The sequence below is a fragment of the Bradyrhizobium sp. BRP56 genome, from assembly GCF_020194035.1.
Lineage (GTDB): Bacteria > Pseudomonadota > Alphaproteobacteria > Rhizobiales > Xanthobacteraceae > Bradyrhizobium > Bradyrhizobium australafricanum.
The window spans coordinates 34,775-50,996 of the sequence record NZ_JADYVV010000071.1 but is presented as its reverse complement, the minus strand read 5'-3'; the positions used below and the strand labels follow the sequence as shown (position 1 = coordinate 50,996).

The window sequence follows — 16,222 nt, the reverse complement described above, 5'->3', positions numbered from 1 at the left end:
CTCCTGCGAACTCAGCACCAACGGCGCGATCGGCCGGCCTTTCACACCTGCATTCGCCACGAGCGCTCTCCTCTCTAGAGATCCGAGCGATCAACTAATGTCACGAACTTCCGTTCCAGATGACTAGTTCGTGAAATATCTCGTCGGTGGCCATCTCAACGAGAGGCTTCACGTTCCCAAGAGCGACAAACATCCTCAGGAGAAGAAAAACTCTTTGACGGTCGTGATCGTTGGGTAGTGCCTTTATAAGGAGGTCGCGAATGGCCTCGCGTGCATTTTGCAGATGCTCACCCCCGGCGTCACTCAGGTAGGTGCGGCCGAGCGGTCTCATCGCATCGTGAATCTTGAAACGATCGACACCGAAAATCTGGATTGTACCGCTTGTTCGCAATCGCCTGAATGCCGTGGCCGCGATCTCCGGCTCGAGGTCGAAGGCGCGCTTCAATACGACACTGGCTTCGGATTGAGTCAGTGGGACGTCGCTGAGACTGAGCGCCGCGACAGCGCGGCGCTCAGGGTCGTTAAATCTGTCGAAGACATCTGACAGAATAAGTTCTTGCGCAGTCTCGACAATATGGGTGCGGTCCTCAAGCGCCGCGCAGACTCGGGTGACCACCCCCTCGTAGCTTTCAGCCGCAATTTTCAGCGCATTCTGGACGTAGAGCGGCAGCCCACCAGTGATTTTCAACAAGCGCTCATAGTCTGAGAAATCCCCACGGCATCCGAGCGACGCTCCCTCGGCCGCGGCCGTCTCATTGGACCAGCCGAGAAGCAACTCCGCCTTCACGCCAAGCGTTGCCTCGATTCGGGCGATCGTTGCGCTGGGCTGGGCGAGAAGCACAAACTGCAGCTGATCGGAGGCCCCGACCAGCGAAACCAAATCCGCGGCTGCAATGCGATGCGCGTTATCCAACACCACAGTCGCGGTGAGTTTGTCCTCGGCTAGGTGGCGACCGATCGCAAACAGGATTTCGGTGCCGCTTGCGCCCGGTAACAAGATCTCGCCTAGCTTGCCGCCACGCGATCCGAAGATGCGAGCTGCAAGTTCGCGTGCGACGGCATTGGCCAGCGCAGGGCCGGATATCTCGGCAATATCGTAATATGCCAGACGGTCAGAAGTATGCAGAGCTGTCTGAGAAACCCAGGACGTCTTTCCTGCACCGGAGAGGCCGACGACGAGCCGCACGCGTTGGCCATTTGCCAGATTTGGTTCATGTTCCTGCGGACGATATCGAAGCGGCGGAGCAGGAAAATCTTGGAGTTGGACAACAAGCTGCTCGAAGAGTGCCGGTAATTCCTCAACCGTGAACGTGTGATTGGAGCTTGGCTCAATCCCACCCGCTGCTGCCATCATCCGGCCAGCGATTTTCCAGACGAGGGTTTCTGGAGCCAATACGGAAAAAGGAAGCGTTTCGGCAGCCGCTCGGCACGCCTCGAAACCATCCGCGATGGTCCTCCACGGCAAGGGAAGGGCTTCGTCTACCGCCGGTGATTGCGGCCAATGGAGCCTGGTGTCGGACGGCCATTCTTTACCTGTGATAAGCTTGGCAAATTCCGGCCCAGGCGCACTATTCGATACTATGACGAACTGGCATGAACCGCTCCGTCGACCTTCCTCGTGCTCCTGTCTAATAGCCGCGAACCTTGAGAGTGCGCCATCAATGTCGCTTAGAATAAGGTTAGATGCCCGAGTTTTGACTTGTAGGTAGATTCGTCTGTCAGGCTGGACGAGTTCGACGTCTTCATCATTCTCGACGATGACATGGGTCACACCGGCCCGGGCAGCATCAAACAGACACGCGGCGGCATAGAGGTGCTGATAGAGGAACCCGCGATGAACGGCTTCGATCCGGGCAAGTTGACGGGGATCAAGGTTGAACGTTTCCATATCTGGCGGTCTCGTTATGGCTCAATAAAAGCGTGCGATGGCCGCTCGCGTTCGGCGATGGGTATCCGCTCTGTCGCACCTGTCGTTGAACTGCATCATGCCTTCAATTTCTCCTGGATTAGGCGCGTCGCAGCATTCGCGGGATGTGGACACGGTGAAAACCGTGGGTCTGCACTTGTCGGCGAAGTTTGGGGGTGTCATTGACGCCGAACGCAACCGCCGCCTTCAAGGGGCTGGCAAAGGTTGCGTAGAAGGTCCAGCGAGCGTCTTTCGGCAGAGGCGCGTTCTGCCGACGGTCGGTGATGACGACGTCGCGCGGGTCTTTGGTATTGCGGAAGGCATGGAAGGTGATCCAATCGGGCCGCCTGTAACGTGCCGCCTTGCTGAAGGGCACCGACTGAACCTTCACGTCGCTTTGGTCGAGAACCCAATCGCGCTGTTCCAATATCTGCCTGACCATGTGGCCGACCATCTGCTTGACGCGGTCAACCAGAACATCTTCGCGAAACTCCTCCAGAAGCTGCTCCTCGATGCCCTCGACGGCAGGCTTTCCGAGCTCCGAGGCCGTCTCCAAGCGAGCGATAGTGGCGGGCTTCGTAAGAAACGACCAAATCCGCTGACCGATGTCGGACTCCGAGAGCGAGGCGAATTTCTCCGGATTGTAACGAAGCATGATAAAGGTCTCCTTGACCGGTCATAAATGGCCGGTCATAAATGCCTAGTCAAGGGTACTGCACGTTGAATTGCCCAGTTTGCTGGTTTGCCGCCAGTGTGCCGCTCCGATTCCGGTCGGCTGCCTCACGCTGCCAGGCTCCCTCATGTAAATTTTGAGTCATCGAATACACGGGATGAGGTTGAGATGAGGAAGGTCGTGCCGAACGGGAAGGCGGTGAAAGCCCTGAGGGAGCAGCTTGAAAGGCTGTCGACCCAAAAGGAAATGGCGAGTGAAATCGGTGTCAGCATTCGCATGCTTCGTATGATCGAGAATGAGAATGCGCCAATTGCAGTGACAACGGCTGAACGGTTGGCAAAAGCGCTGCAAGTTCATCGTGAACGCATTATCCTTGGCTCCGAGCTTTCGGAAATGACGCCGACCGTAAGTGCGCCGGAAGTCCTTTCCGCGCTGATGGAAGATGAGGACCGGCTCATCCCCCGCAACGACTATGACATCGCCAGTGCGACAGCGGACGAGGGCGCGCTCTATACGGAGGCGGCCCGCTCGCACGACGTGGCCTGCATTATCGAGACAACGCTCGATGAGGAAACTGGAGCCTATGCGCAGGAGCTTTTCGATATCCTCGTTGGCTTGTCCTGGTCGCAGCGAGATATTCTCGTCGACATTCCCCCCGCGACGGAGATCGCGGTTCGCCGGCGCCTGCGACAGCTCATCGTCCTTCTCAAGGGCAACGACATCTGGATTTATCGAACCTCGGTTCTGAGGCGATTGCCGGAGCGCTACACGGTCGCACCGCCGGACGAGCCGTTCTCCTATCAAAGCCGTCAGGTCGTAGCACTAGGGCCGCCGGGTGAATATGGCGAGACCACCATGCGCGTGCCGATCGATCATGGGCAGCCGTTCATCCTTCCGGCATGGCGGAAGCTTCGCAAGAGCGACAACGAAACAGAGACAGCCTGATGATGAGACGCAATCGCTTGATCGTCGCAGAATTGCACGCGCGCACTGAAATCAAATAGAAGTGCATTGGGCGGAAGTCGGGGGAGCGTATGAAGTTTAAGCTGGAAAATACTTTCGAGGACAATCTCGCTTTGTTTAGGGCCGAGGCTGTACAGATCGATCCCGAATGCGCGAAGATCCTCTTCGACAATTTGCATCTGCTGGATTCGGGAGGTGACACCGCGCCAAGCCGGGCAACAATCGGCGAGTTTCATAAGGCGGTACTGGATGCGCTTGATGGCATGTCCATCCCTCTGGGCGAGGACAAGGCATGACGCGGTATTTCCTGGGCAGCCTGTCCATCGAGGGTTTTCGTGGGATCAATAATGACGGTGACCCGCTCGTCCTCAAGTTCAAATCTGACGCCGTCAACTCGGTGCATGCGCCGAACGGCGTCGGTAAAAGCTCCATATTCGAAGCCGTTTGCTTCGCGATCCACGGCATTGTCCCGCGCCTGAAGGCGCTCCAGGAAGCCGAGCAGGGCGACAGCTATATCGTGAATCGCTTCCATCCCGGGCAGCAAGCGACGGTTGATCTGATATTCGCCAGCGATGACGCCTCGCCAGATGTGGCGATCAAGGTGGTGCGGGCTGCCAACGGTGCGCGCCTAGTGACTTCGCCGAGCGGTCATGCCGACCCGCAGCAGTTCCTCGCGAGCCTGCAGGAGGATTTCGTCCTCGTCGACTATAATCGGTTCGCAAAGCTCATCGATATCTCCGCCTTGGAGCGGGGACGTTCTTTCGCATCGCTCGTGGGACTGAGCCGATACTCCCGGCTACGTCAGGCTCTGGACGGCGCCAAGCGAACGCAGAACGTCAACAGTGATCTGGGCCTCTCCGCGCTTGATGCCGAGGTGACCACAGGCGCGCGCGCGTTGAGTGCGATCGAGCGGCGTGTCATTGCGGCGCATGACGAGGTCGCCGGAGCGGGAAGCGCCGCCGTCGATAAACTCTCCGATCTGAAGGCGGCGGTAACCGCCGCCTTATCCGCCATCGCCTTGCTCAAGCCATTGATCGGCGAGGCCTCGGTAATGGATCTCGATTTCGAAGCGGCAGAGTTGGCGATCGAGAAACAGGAAGGCGGCGAAGCGCGAAAGACGCTGGACACGCTAACGACCTCCGCCACGTCGCTGGCGGGGCTTGAGGTCACGGTAGAGGAATTGGCCGACGTTGATCGGCTGCTCGAGTTGGCCGGAAGAAGAGACGAGGCCGTGCGCAGCGTCGGCGCGGAAGCATTGCACGCCCTTTTGCGCGATGCGCTGGCTGTGGTGTCCGGCTCCGATTGGCACGACCCGAATCAATGCCCAGTTTGCGGGGCGAAAGGTAGTGATGCTCTAAAGCCGCGGCTGGAAGGCAAGATCGCTAAATACGATGTAGCCGCTCAGCTCGGGGCCGAACTCATCAACGATGTCGCCACAGCGCCTGGGATCGCGAAGCTACGCAAGCTTGAAGAGGCGCCGGCCATGGCGATCGCGACGGGTGATCGCTTGCACGTAGCGTTCGATTTGGCCGCCAAGAAGGGGGATTTGGCGACCTCCGACCTGGAGATCATCAAGGCGCGCCTCGGGGTTCTTGAAACGCAGCGTGGCGAAACTCTTGCTCGGGTGCGAGGTGAGGCCGACGCGTTGCAGGCGCGCTTGCCTCCCTCATTGGTGCAGGTAACCCGCATCCTCAGCTTCGCAAAGCAGTTCCGCGATGCCGTGCTGGAATACGAGAGCGGCGAGCCGGTGCTCAAGGTGAAACAGGACAAGCTCAAGGTTCTGAATCGCTGGAAGACATTCATCACGCGCGCCGGCCAAAGCTTTGCTGATGCCGAAGCCGAACTGGCCAACGAGCGGATTGGCGAGATTCAGACCGCTTGTCAGGATCTGTTCGGCCGGTTCGTGCGAGGCGGTCCCGATGTGAAGCCGACCCTGAGCCGCGCGCAGAACAGCGAAAACGTTGATCTAAAGCTCGCGGACTTCTTCGGCCTACAGGACCTCAGTGCCCGGGCTCTACTCTCGGAAAGCTATCGGAACGCTGTGGCGGCTGCGATTTTCTTCGCGGCCGCGACCAAGCACAGCGGTGTTCCGCGCTTCATGGTGCTCGACGACGTGACATCGAGCTTTGACGCTGGTCACCAGTTCGCGTTGATGGACGCCGTGCGGACGTTGCTACGCTATGGCGCTGTGCCGGACGGGCTGCAGTTCATTTTCCTGAGCCATGACACCAGCCTGGAGAAGTACTTCGACAAGCTCAATGGCACTGCGGATTGGCATCACCAGAAGCTCCAAGGCATGCCTCCAAAGGGGCGGCTCATGGTATCGGCCCAGGAGGCGGATCGTCTCAAGGCGCAGGCGTTGCAGCACCTGAATGCTGGCCAGATCGATATTGGTGCGCCGATCCTGCGGCAATATCTCGAATACAAGCTGGGACAGATTATCGCCAAGTTGGAGATCCCTGTTCCACCGGACTATGCCACCCGTGGTGACAAGCGGACGCTTTCGACCTACATCGACGCAATCGGCGAGGCCGTGAAGCTTTATCATGCGGCCAATCGGTGTGTGCTGACGCCTCAGCAGATCGCCGATCTCCAAAACCATCATGTGCCATCGATCGTTGGGAATTTCGTCAGCCACTACGAGACCGGCGCGGGGACGCCTTTCAACGCCTACGCCTTGCTGGGGGTGTTGCAGAGCATTGATAGTCTCGCGGACTGCTTTACCTACGTTGATCCGAGTAACGGACAGAAGCGATACTATCGCCGGTTAGATCGCCGTTAAGCGACTCACGGAGGCTACGCGACAATCTCGCGATCAAGCAACAACAGGGCCGAAGGCCCTGGCGTTGCGCGTGCAGGGAGTTGCCGCAAGCTAGTCGAAGTGTGGGTCGGGATAGCGCTCTTCGATGACGTAGCGCATGACATTCCACCAGACGTTCTCGATCGTGTAGTCCATCGGTTTGATTTTGCGTGGGACCCACTCGCCGAGCGAGCTTGCCATGCGGACATGCCCGGGGGTCTTGATTTCCGGTTCCCTCTCGGCGGCCGTGCCCGATTTGACCGACAGCTCAATGACGTTGAGCGTATCCCGATCATATTCAATGATCGCCTGGAGGAAGCTGCCCTTATCGGTTAGCGGATGAGCGGCTGTATGGGATACAAGAGCCACTTGCAGTTTATCGCCCATTGCGATGTAAGGCTCTAGCAGTCCGTCTGTCTGGAGGCCTTGGCGCCAGCGGTCGTGGGTGTCGAGGGCGTCTGGAAAATCGCCCCAGTTGAAGTCTCCCCGGCCGCCGAAGGTGATCTTGCCGTAACCATCGACATGGTAACGCAGCGCGTCCATCAGCTCGAGCGCTCGACGCGGGTCTTTTTCTGTAAGGACCGCGTCGATGGCTCCCAACACCTCCTCCATGTCGAAAACGATCTTTCTGAGCTCCTCTTTTTGCTCAACAAACATCTTCGGGATTTCACCGACGGGGTTCGGAAGCGGAAGTGTCCAAGGAAAGTCGATGTCGTCTTCGCTGAAGCGCCGATAGGGAATGTTGAGCTTGTCCAGGAAGGCGGCCGACTGGTAGTAGGTCTGGCTCTTCAAGCTATGCTCGATCTGATCGAGTGCGAGCTTACGGGCATTAATTCTAAAAGTGCCTTGGAGCGCAGTCGTGCCGACGACGTAGCTTTCCGGTGAATGGGTGCTGCTGATGGATAGCGTGTTGACGATTTGCCGGGCCGACAGCAGGTACATCTCGCCGTCGTCCTCCCGGCCGACGTGAAGAAGCGCGAAGAAGCCTTCGAGCGGCATTCCTTTGTCGTCAACCACGTAGCTTTTGGGAATGTAGTGCGTTGTGCGGCGATCCTGAAAATATTTTGCCTGTATCACTCCGACGCGCGGCGGGACTCTATCGGTAAATCGCTGCGTGGTGGTGCGTCGCTGTATGAGAAAATCGGCCCCGTCGGTATCTACGCTCCGCTCGAGAACCCAGAACCGGTCGATGAGAAAAGAACGCGTACGCGCTTCTCCGACGGCGCCGTTCTCCATAATTTTGAGCCACGTCGGCCAGCTGTCTTCCACGAGATTGTCCTGTGCTTTCTGGGGTTTTGTCGGTGTCGGATTTGCCGCGAAAAGCACCTTACTCGTCTGTATTCAGTTTCTGGAGTTCCCCAAGGAAGATCGTGCCGATTTCGACGGCGCGTTCAGCGGTCTCCGGGTCCACATCCATGCCATGCGTAGCTTCGTTCATGGTGTGGAGGGCGTCGAGCATCTGCTCTGTGCTACTTGGCACCGATCCATTTCGATGCAGATCACGGAGCATTTTCATGATGCCGGTCGGCCGGTCGAAAGCGACGCCTCGCTTGTCCGCGAGATCGCGTACCGCGCGCTCGATTTCGATGCGTAGCTTGACCACGGACATCAGTGGAAATTCTCGCGCGAACTCCGCGGCCGTCGGGAGGGCATCCTCGAGTTGTGGCGGCAACGCAGCCGAGAGCTGATACTGGGCGACCCCCATCGGTTTGCTGGAGTCTCGCAACGCGTATTCCACGATCACCTCGTTGCGCCCTTTGCACAAGATGATGCCGATGGTCGGTTTGTCGTCGGGATGGCGCAATTGCTCGTCCACGGCCGAGAGGTAAAAGTTCATCTTTCCCGCAAATTCGGGTTTGAAGTCTTCGATCTTCAGCTCGATCACCACGAAGCAGCGAAGACGCAGATGATAGAAAAGAAGGTCCAAGTAGTAATCCTGCCCGCCGACTTCGAGGTGATATTGGCTGCCGACGAATGCGAAGCCCTTGCCGAGCTCGAGGATGAGTGAACGCAGATGCTCGACCAAACCACGCTCGAGGTCGCGCTCCAGCATGTCTGGGCCAAGCGAGAGGAAGTCGAACGTGTAGGGGTCTTTGAGGATTTGTTGGGCAAGCTCGGACTGCTCTGCGGGCAGGGTTCGCGAGAAATTGGTGAGGGCGCTTCCTTGCCGGGCAAAAAGCTTGCTTTCGATCTGATGGACAAGAACGTTACGACTCCAGCCGTGTTCAATTGCCTGCCGCGCGTACCAGGTGCGCTCTTCCTGCGTTTTGACGGCGTCGAGCAAACGGACGTTATGCCCCCATGGCAATAGTGCAACAACCTGTTGCACAAATTCGCCGTTGGGCCAGGCCTCGGCGAACGAGCGCATGTATTTCAGATTCCGGGGCGATAAACCGGTCATTTCCGGGAAAGCCAGGCGAAGATCGCCAGCCAGACGGTCGACCACCCGGGCACCCCAACCTTCGCGCTCCTGCCGTTCCAGGATGTCGCGCCCGATCGTCCAGTAGAGCGTCACTAGCTCGCGGTTGATCGACAAGCTGGCTCGGTGGCGTGCCGCCGCGATCTTCTGCTTCAGATCCCCGACGAACGCCGTGTAGCTTTGCGCGTCCACTTCGCCAGCGGAACCGAGCGCATCGCTGCGGCGAGGGGGCTTTCGCGGCCGCGAGCTCATGCGGCCTCTTTCAGTCGCTTCTTCGCCAGCATGGCGCGCACGAATTTGTCCCATTTCGCCATGCCAGCGCGTTTCTCGATCATATAGTGCCAGCGGTCGTAGTGCTTGGAGCTGACATCCTGTAGCGCGTGGTTCTGGAGGCGATCGCGGATTTCCTTCGACACGCCTGCCTTGCCGGCGAGCGTCTTGAACGTGCGCCGGAGATCGCGGTTTGTCGCATATGGAATCACGCCGCGATCTCGCTGCCGCCAAACAAAGCTATAAAGAGTGCCGTGGCTGACAGGCTTCGAGGGGTCCTTGGCGGAGGGGAAGAACCAGCCATACTCGTTCGGCTTGATCTTTTCGATCAGCTCGGCGGCAAGCAATGGCACTGGGACAGCGTGCGGCTGGAGGTTCTTGGTCTTCGACCAGTCGATGATTCGCTCACTGGCGTCCCATTGATTGACATGAAACCGCGCGATCTCCTCGACGCGCTGCCCTGTCAGCATGATGAGTTGCACCGCGCGGGGATAGGAGGGGTGGACCGGCGTGTCGGGGCTCTCCAGCCAGCGATAGAGTTGCACAAACTCGTCTTCGTCAAGCCAGCGCGTGCCCTGGATCTTAGGCTCGGTAGGAATGCCGGTTGCCGGATTGAAAGGGAGTCGAAAGCGTCTGGAAGACTGCTGCCGATAGTCGTTGTCAGACTTCATGCCCCAGCTAAAGGCGGCATGGAGATAGGAGCGCACATGGTCGGCCATTGATTTGGCACCGCGCTCGTAGATCGGGCGGATCAGCTCGATGATTTCCTCGGCCTCGATCTCGCGAGCGAGGCGGTTGCGTCCGAGCGTGTCGGCGATCTTGTTAAGGCCTTTTTCCGTTTCCTTCCAGGACGGCTTGCTCGCATCCTTGAGCGCGGCGACATAGCCTTCGAACAGATCAGCGACGGTGCCGGGGCGCGTGTCGGTAGCGATCTTGATGCTGCGACCCTTCTGGATGACGTCGGCGAAGTCGCGTTTGAATATTTCGCGTGCCTGGGCGAGCGATATGGAGGGATAAGCCCCGAGCTTCTTCTTGGTCCGCTTCCCATCGCGCCATTGCTGCGCCATCCAGTCGGCGGTGACGCGCTTCGGCATGGGCTTGAGGACAAGCACGAGGCGGCCGGTGCCGCGCCCTTCACCGTCGGCGAGATTTTCCTGTTTCTGACTTAGCTCCACCCGCTTCAACGCATGTCGGATCGCGGTGTCGGTCAGGCTTGGCATGGCGTTTCCTCCTGTGCCGCAACTGGGATCGGTCGAGGAGAAACGGGGATCGTTTGCTGGGATCGGAAAGCCGCTTTCAACCCCTCTTACCGCTCCCAATTTGCCATAGCCGCCCCCTGTGTGCAATGAAGAAAAAATCGGATATATCGTTGATGATTCATCGGTATTGAACGTGATCCAACGTGATCATAGGGTGGGTAGTGGGGTGGTTGTGCACCAGGATCAGCGCGGTGGCGGACAATTCCAGCGCGCGCTTGATCACCTCGCGCGGATAGACCGGGGTGTGATCGACGGTGCCGGTCTGCTGCACCTCGTCGGCGATCAGCTGGTTGCGCTTGTCGAGGAACAGGAGGCGGAACTGCTCCTTGTCGGCGAACGCCATGCCGGTGCGGCAATAGTCGATGACGTCGTTCCAGGACGACAGCGCGACGTTGCGCCTGATCTCACCCTTGGCGATCCGGCCCGCGGCGGCGGCGAGCAGCTTGAGCTGGTTGATCGAGGCATCCTTGACGCCCTCGACCTCGCGCAGCCGCGCCACCGGCGCGTGCACGACCTCGGCGAACGAGCCGAACTTCTTCAACAGCGCCTTGGCCAACGGCTTGGTGTCGCGGCGCGGGATCGCGGCGAACAGCGCCATTTCCAGCAGCTCATAGTCGGTCAGCGCGTCGGGACCGGCCGCATAGAAGCGCTCGCGCAGCCGTTCGCGATGGCCGTGATAATGCGGCGTCTCGTCGGGCTGATCGGGGCTGTCACTGGCTTTGGCGGGCATCGGCCACAACCATGCCGTGCTCGCGGCGATTTGCAAGAGCCGATGCAACTGCCGGGTTTGCCACGACGCTTCGGGCGAATTACCGTCGGCGGCAACAGTTCGAGAGCAAAGAGGGGGAGGGCCGCGTGACATCATTCAAGGTGATCCGCTCGCGTGCCGAGAAGCGCAAGGGCGGGCCGAAGGCGCTGGAGAAGCTGCTGCGGCCACCGGCGGGCGCCAAGGCGCTGGCCAAGCTCGGCGACGACCGCGTGCTGGCGGAGATGACGAGGCGCGTGTTCTGCGCGGGCTTTGCCTGGAGCGTGATCGACGCCAAATGGCCGGGCTTCGAGGAGGCGTTTCTCGGCTTCCAGCCCGCCAAGCTCGCCTTCAAGCCCGACGAGTTCTGGGAAAAGCTCGTCAGCGACGCCAGGATCGTGCGCAACGGCGCCAAGATCATGTCGGTGCGCGACAACGGCCGCTTCGTGCAGGAGATCGCGGGAGAGCACGGCAGCTTCGGCAAATTCCTTAGCGCCTGGCCGTCATCGGATGAGGTCGGACTGCTGGAGCTATTGGCCAAGCGCGGCAGCCGGCTCGGCGGCAACACCGGACAGATGCTGCTGCGCTTCCTCGGCTGGGACGGCTTCGTCACCTCGCGCGACGTCGTCGCCTGCCTGCGCGATGCCGGCCTCGATATCGCCGAGGAGGTCAAGTCGAAGCGCGATCTCGCCAAGGTGCAGGCGCAGTTCAACGCCTGGGCGGAGGAGACCGGACTGTCCTATCTGCATCTGTCGCGGATCTGCGCGATGTCGATCGGAGAGAACCACACGCCCGAGGAGATCATCGAGCGCACGCGGAGCGATTATTGACGAGGACGGTTACAACTCAACCCGATTAGACCTGAACCCACGGCTTCTCGCCATGGCGTTCGGACAGCGTGAAGATCTCGACGCCGTCGGCGGTGACGCCGACCGAATGCTCGAACTGCGCCGACAGCGAGCGGTCGCGGGTCACCGCGGTCCAGCCGTCGGACAGGATCTTCACATGCGGCTTGCCGAGATTGATCATCGGCTCGATGGTGAAGAACATGCCGGGCTTCAAGGGCGCGCCTTCGCCGGGGCGGCCGATATGGATGATGTTCGGCTCGTCGTGAAACAGGCGGCCGAGGCCGTGGCCGCAGAAGTCGCGCACCACGCTCATGCCCTGCGGCTCGACATAGCTCTGGATGGCATGGCCGATATCGCCGGTGGTGGCGCCGGGCTTGACCGAGGCGATGCCGCGCATCATCGCCTCATAGGTCACCTCGATCAGCCGCTCGGCCTTCCGCGCGATGGCGCCGATCGCATACATGCGGCTGGAGTCGCCGTACCAGCCGTCGACGATGAAGGTGACGTCGACATTGACGATGTCACCTTCCTTCAGCGGGCGGTCGCCCGGCATGCCGTGGCAGACCACGTGATTGATCGAGGTGCAGGTCGAGTAGCGATAGCCGCGATACATCAGCGTCGCCGGATAGGCGCCGTGGTCGAAGGCGAACTTGCGGACGAACTCGTCGATGACGGAAGTCGGGATGCCCGGCTTGACGATGTCGGTGAGCGCGTCGAGGCATTTCGACACCAGGGCGCCCGCCTTGCGCATGCCGGCAAAGCCGCTCGGTCCGTGCAGCTTGATCTGACCGGTCTTGCGAAGCGAGGTGTCGGTGGCGTCGATATAGCTCATGGGCGGGCTGTTTCTGCGGGCAAGGGGCTGATTTCAGGCCCTAATTTAATGATCGGCGCGCCCGGCGCAAGCCAAGGTTGGGCATGGGGACATGTCCAAACGGCTTGATTTTCAGGCCATATCCGGAACAGCGGCCGCCGCTGCTGCAAAAAGACCGCGCGCAAGCGCTAATTGGAGACCTCGACCACGCTCTCGACCGGCAGCGCGCCGCCGCGGATGCGGAGTTCCCGCACCGGGTAGGGCACCCTGATGCCCTCCTGCTTGAAGGCGTCCCACAGCGACAGCATGACGTCGCTCTTCACATTGTCCATGCCGTCGGGGTCGGCGATCCAGAAGGTCAGGGAGAATTTCATCCCGGCCTCGGCGAACTCGGTCAGGATGCAGTTCGGCGTCCGGCCCTTGGTGGCGCGCGGATGGGCCGCCGCGGTCGTGATCGCGAGCTTGCAGACCTGCCGCGGATTGGCGTCGTAATTGGTGGAGAAGGCGATCTTCACCAGCGTGTTCTTGTCGGTATAGGTCCAGTTGGTGACCTTCTGCGTCACCAGGTCCTCGTTCGGGATCAGGAACTCGCGGCCGTCGCCGGCGGCGACCGAGATGTAGCGGGTCTTCATCGCGCTGATCCGGCCCGAATTGTCGCCGATCGTGACGAGATCGCCGGGCTTCACCGATTTGTCGACCAACAGGATCAGGCCGCTGATGAAATTGGCGACGATCTTCTGCAGGCCGAGACCGATGCCGACGCCGGCCGCGCCGGTGAACACCGCGAGCGCTGAGAGGTTGATGCCGACCGCGCCGAGCGCGATCACGATCGCCGTCACCATCAATCCGATGCGGATGATCTTGACCAGCAGCACCTGGATCGACGGCGTCAGATCGGTGGCGCGGTTGATCCGGCTCTCGGCGAAATTGCCGGCGAGGTTGGTCAGCCACAGCGCCACGATCAGGAGCGCGCCGGCCTTGATCAGCAGCAGCGGGGAAAGGCGGAGGCCGCCGACCACGACCGCATATGCATCCAGCGTGTCGGCCGCCCAGTCGAGCTGGCCGATGATGCTGAGCGCGGCGACCACCCAGGCCGCGATCGAGACTGTTTTCACGATGAAGGCGTTGTCGATCACCGAGGTGACGAGGCGGATCACCAGCCAGGCCAGCGCCAGCTTGGCGGAGACCGCGATCAGATAGCTGCGGCTCGGCCAGGTCGCGTGCCACATCACGATGCGGGAGGTGATCATCAGGACCGCGAACACGGCGGTGGAAGCGCTCTTCACCATCACGCGGGCGAAGTGCCGGAGCGGCAGCGGCCAGCGCATCGCCAGCGACGACATGTCGACCCGCGCATGAATGGCGGTGTCGGCGGCGTAGGCGAGGCCCGCGGCGGCGAGGATGATGCCGAATTGCAGATAGAACCAGGGCGAGGCGACCTCGGCGCCGACCGAGCGCGCCGCCATTTGGATCGATTCGAGGACGTCCTTCCAGTTCAGGTCCATCGGCAAAATCTCAACTCAAAGCGCGGGTCAGCCAAATGTGATTCGAATGCGCAGGCAGAATCCCACAAAGGCGCGCACGCGACCATCGATACAACACAGTGTCGGGGCGACCTAGGGCTGATGAGACCGGGCACATTGCCGCTTATGGCAGAAATCGGTTGGCGTCCCAGTGTGGCGACGATAAGGATGCAATTGCAAGTATTTGAGACCTCCGAAGGCGCATGGCATCCCTCGACTCCGTCAGTATAGCGATCCTGCTCGGTGCGGTGCTGGTGATGGCCGGCATCCTGTCGAGCCTGCTGGCCTTGCGGTTCGGCGCTCCCTTGCTGCTGGTGTTCTTGCTGGTCGGCATGCTGGCGGGCGATTCCGGCCCCGGCCGGCTGCAGTTCGACGACGTCCGCACCACCTATCTGGTCGGCTCGGTGGCGCTGGCGCTGATCCTGTTCGATGGCGGATTGAAGACGCGGTTTGCCAGCATCCGCACCGTGCTGGTGCCCTCGATGGTGCTGGCGACCGCCGGCGTGCTGTTGACCGCGCTGATCACGGCGCCGGTCGCCCGTTTCGTGCTCGACCTCAACTGGACCGAGTCATTGCTGGTCGGCGCCGTCGTGGCCTCGACCGACGCGGCTGCCGTGTTCCTGCTGGTGCACACCCAGGGTCTGCGGCTACGCCCACGCGTCGGCGCGACGCTGGAGGCGGAATCCGGCACCAACGATCCGTTCGCGATCTTCCTCACCTTGATGCTGGTCGAGTTCATCTCGATCGGCCAGAGCTCGGCCTCGCACATCGCGCTGGAGTTCATCCAGGAGGCGGTGTTCGGCGCCATCATCGGGGTGATCGGCGGCCGGCTGGTGGTGATCGCGCTGAACTATGTAGCGCTGCCGCAGGGCCTGCATGCGCCGTTCGTCACCACGGCGGCATTGGTGATCTTCGGCGGCTCGCAGATCGTGCATGCCTCGGGATTTCTCGCGGTCTATCTCGCCGGTATCATCATCGGCAACCGGCCGACCCGCGCGCATAATTCGGTGGTGACGTTCCTCGACGCCGCGACCTGGCTGGCGCAGATCGTGATGTTCGTGCTGCTCGGCCTCCTGGTCTCGCCGCATCGCCTGCTCTCCAGCGCCGGCGGCGCCGTGCTGGTGGCGTTCGCGCTGATGCTGGTGGCGCGGCCGCTGGCGGTGCTGATCTGCCTCGCACCGTTCAAGTTCAACTGGCGGGAGAAGGTCTTCATCGCCTGGACCGGCCTGCGCGGCGCGGTCGCGATCTTCCTCGCCTCGATCCCGATGCTGGTCGGCTTGTCGAAGGCCTATCTCTATTTCGACGTCGCCTTCGTCGTCGTCATTATCTCGCTGCTGTTGCAGGGCTGGACGCTGGCGCCGGCGGCGCGGCGGCTGCATGTCGCGCTGCCGCGCGCCGAACGCGGCCCGCGCCGCGTCGAGCTCGATTTGCCCGGCCAGCTCGAGCAGCAGCTGGTCGGCTATCCGGTGCGGCCGAAGAGCCTGTATTTCCGTCGCGGGCTGATCCCGTCCTGGTCGAAGCCGACGCTGGTGATCCGCGACGAGCGGATCCTGACGCCGACCGAGGCCGATCCGGTCGCGCCCGGCGACTACATCTATTTGCTGGCGCCGCCGGAGCGCGCCGAGGCGCTCGACCGCTTCTTCGTCGACATGGCGCCGTCGAGCGCGCCCGATCCGCATCTGCTCGGCGACTTCATGGTGTCGGCCGAGCATACGCTCGGCGAGCTTGCCGAGATCTACGGCGTCAAGGTCGACGAGCACCAGGCCAAGCTGACGCTCGCCGACTATTTCGACGTCAATCTCGACCGCGCACCGAAGGAAGGGGCCGAACTGGCGCTCGACGAGATCGTGCTGGTGGCGCGCAGCATCAGCGGCGGCCGCGTCAACGTGGTCGGCCTGCGCCTGCCGGAGGAAGAGGAGAAGGTCGCGCCGCAAACGCGGATGCAGATCCTCAAGCGCAAGCTCGCCGACATCTGGGCGTCGGTGGCGGGGGTCTGAGCCGCGCC

General features: G+C 61.1%; 13 protein-coding genes. 5 read left to right on the top strand and 8 right to left on the bottom strand.

Going from position 1 to position 16,222, the window contains the following annotated elements:
* Nucleotides 1-100: 100 nt before the first annotated feature.
* Both I6F38_RS35305 and I6F38_RS35300 read right to left on the bottom strand, forming a co-directional pair.
* Entirely contained in the window at nucleotides 101-1,888 is a 1,788-nt protein-coding gene (locus tag I6F38_RS35305) for an ATP-binding protein (protein WP_014498597.1), read from the bottom strand.
* 118 nt (nucleotides 1,889-2,006) lie between these two features.
* Nucleotides 2,007-2,561 carry a hypothetical protein gene (locus tag I6F38_RS35300; RefSeq protein WP_014498596.1) on the bottom strand — a complete coding sequence of 185 codons (555 nt, stop codon included), beginning with the start codon at nucleotides 2,559-2,561 and terminating at the stop codon, nucleotides 2,007-2,009.
* Between the two features lie 186 nt (nucleotides 2,562-2,747).
* Here I6F38_RS35300 and I6F38_RS35295 point away from each other — a divergent pair, with 186 nt between their 5' ends.
* The 3 genes from I6F38_RS35295 to I6F38_RS35285 all read left to right on the top strand — a co-directional run bounded on the left by I6F38_RS35295 (nucleotide 2,748) and on the right by I6F38_RS35285 (nucleotide 6,324).
* Nucleotides 2,748-3,524, top strand: a complete 777-nt coding sequence (locus I6F38_RS35295; protein WP_014498595.1) for a helix-turn-helix transcriptional regulator — start codon at nucleotides 2,748-2,750, stop codon at nucleotides 3,522-3,524.
* 89 nt (nucleotides 3,525-3,613) lie between these two features.
* On the top strand, nucleotides 3,614-3,838 hold the full coding sequence (locus I6F38_RS35290; protein WP_014498594.1) for a hypothetical protein: 225 nt from the start codon (nucleotides 3,614-3,616) through the stop codon (nucleotides 3,836-3,838).
* Nucleotides 3,835-6,324 (top strand): AAA family ATPase, encoded by a 2,490-nt coding sequence (locus tag I6F38_RS35285; RefSeq protein ID WP_095424752.1) that lies wholly within the window; start codon nucleotides 3,835-3,837, stop codon nucleotides 6,322-6,324. The genes I6F38_RS35290 and I6F38_RS35285 overlap by 4 nt, the downstream gene beginning before the upstream one ends.
* Before the next feature lie 90 nt (nucleotides 6,325-6,414).
* Here the strand turns inward: I6F38_RS35285 and I6F38_RS35280 are convergent, their stop codons facing one another.
* From I6F38_RS35280 to radC, 4 genes are all read right to left on the bottom strand, one after another.
* Nucleotides 6,415-7,611 (bottom strand): hypothetical protein, encoded by a 1,197-nt coding sequence (locus tag I6F38_RS35280; RefSeq protein WP_225163673.1) that lies wholly within the window; start codon nucleotides 7,609-7,611, stop codon nucleotides 6,415-6,417.
* A 58-nt stretch (nucleotides 7,612-7,669) separates the two neighbouring features.
* On the bottom strand, nucleotides 7,670-9,013 hold the full coding sequence (locus I6F38_RS35275; protein WP_014498593.1) for a PDDEXK nuclease domain-containing protein: 1,344 nt from the start codon (nucleotides 9,011-9,013) through the stop codon (nucleotides 7,670-7,672).
* On the bottom strand, nucleotides 9,010-10,251 hold the full coding sequence (locus I6F38_RS35270) for a site-specific integrase (protein WP_011090895.1): 1,242 nt from the start codon (nucleotides 10,249-10,251) through the stop codon (nucleotides 9,010-9,012). Before I6F38_RS35270 ends, I6F38_RS35275 begins: the two co-directional genes overlap by 4 nt.
* 157 nt (nucleotides 10,252-10,408) lie before the next feature.
* The gene (radC, locus tag I6F38_RS35265; RefSeq protein ID WP_225163672.1) at nucleotides 10,409-11,020 is read right to left on the bottom strand and encodes a DNA repair protein RadC; all 612 of its coding nucleotides are present in this window, start codon (nucleotides 11,018-11,020) and stop codon (nucleotides 10,409-10,411) included.
* Between the two features lie 125 nt (nucleotides 11,021-11,145).
* Between radC and I6F38_RS35260 the strand changes: the two genes are divergently transcribed.
* Nucleotides 11,146-11,865 (top strand): DNA-3-methyladenine glycosylase I, encoded by a 720-nt coding sequence (locus I6F38_RS35260; RefSeq protein ID WP_225163671.1) that lies wholly within the window; start codon nucleotides 11,146-11,148, stop codon nucleotides 11,863-11,865.
* A gap of 25 nt (nucleotides 11,866-11,890) precedes the next feature.
* Here the strand turns inward: I6F38_RS35260 and map are convergent, their stop codons facing one another.
* The gene (map, locus tag I6F38_RS35255; RefSeq protein ID WP_225163670.1) at nucleotides 11,891-12,715 is read right to left on the bottom strand and encodes a type I methionyl aminopeptidase; all 825 of its coding nucleotides are present in this window, start codon (nucleotides 12,713-12,715) and stop codon (nucleotides 11,891-11,893) included.
* 167 nt (nucleotides 12,716-12,882) lie between these two features.
* Entirely contained in the window at nucleotides 12,883-14,199 is a 1,317-nt protein-coding gene (locus I6F38_RS35250) for a mechanosensitive ion channel domain-containing protein (RefSeq protein WP_225163669.1), read from the bottom strand.
* A 221-nt stretch (nucleotides 14,200-14,420) separates the two neighbouring features.
* On the opposite strand from I6F38_RS35250, the gene I6F38_RS35245 reads away from it, so the two are divergent.
* Nucleotides 14,421-16,214, top strand: coding sequence for a potassium/proton antiporter (locus I6F38_RS35245; protein WP_225163668.1), 1,794 nt, complete (start codon nucleotides 14,421-14,423; stop codon nucleotides 16,212-16,214).
* Nucleotides 16,215-16,222: the final 8 nt, after the last annotated feature.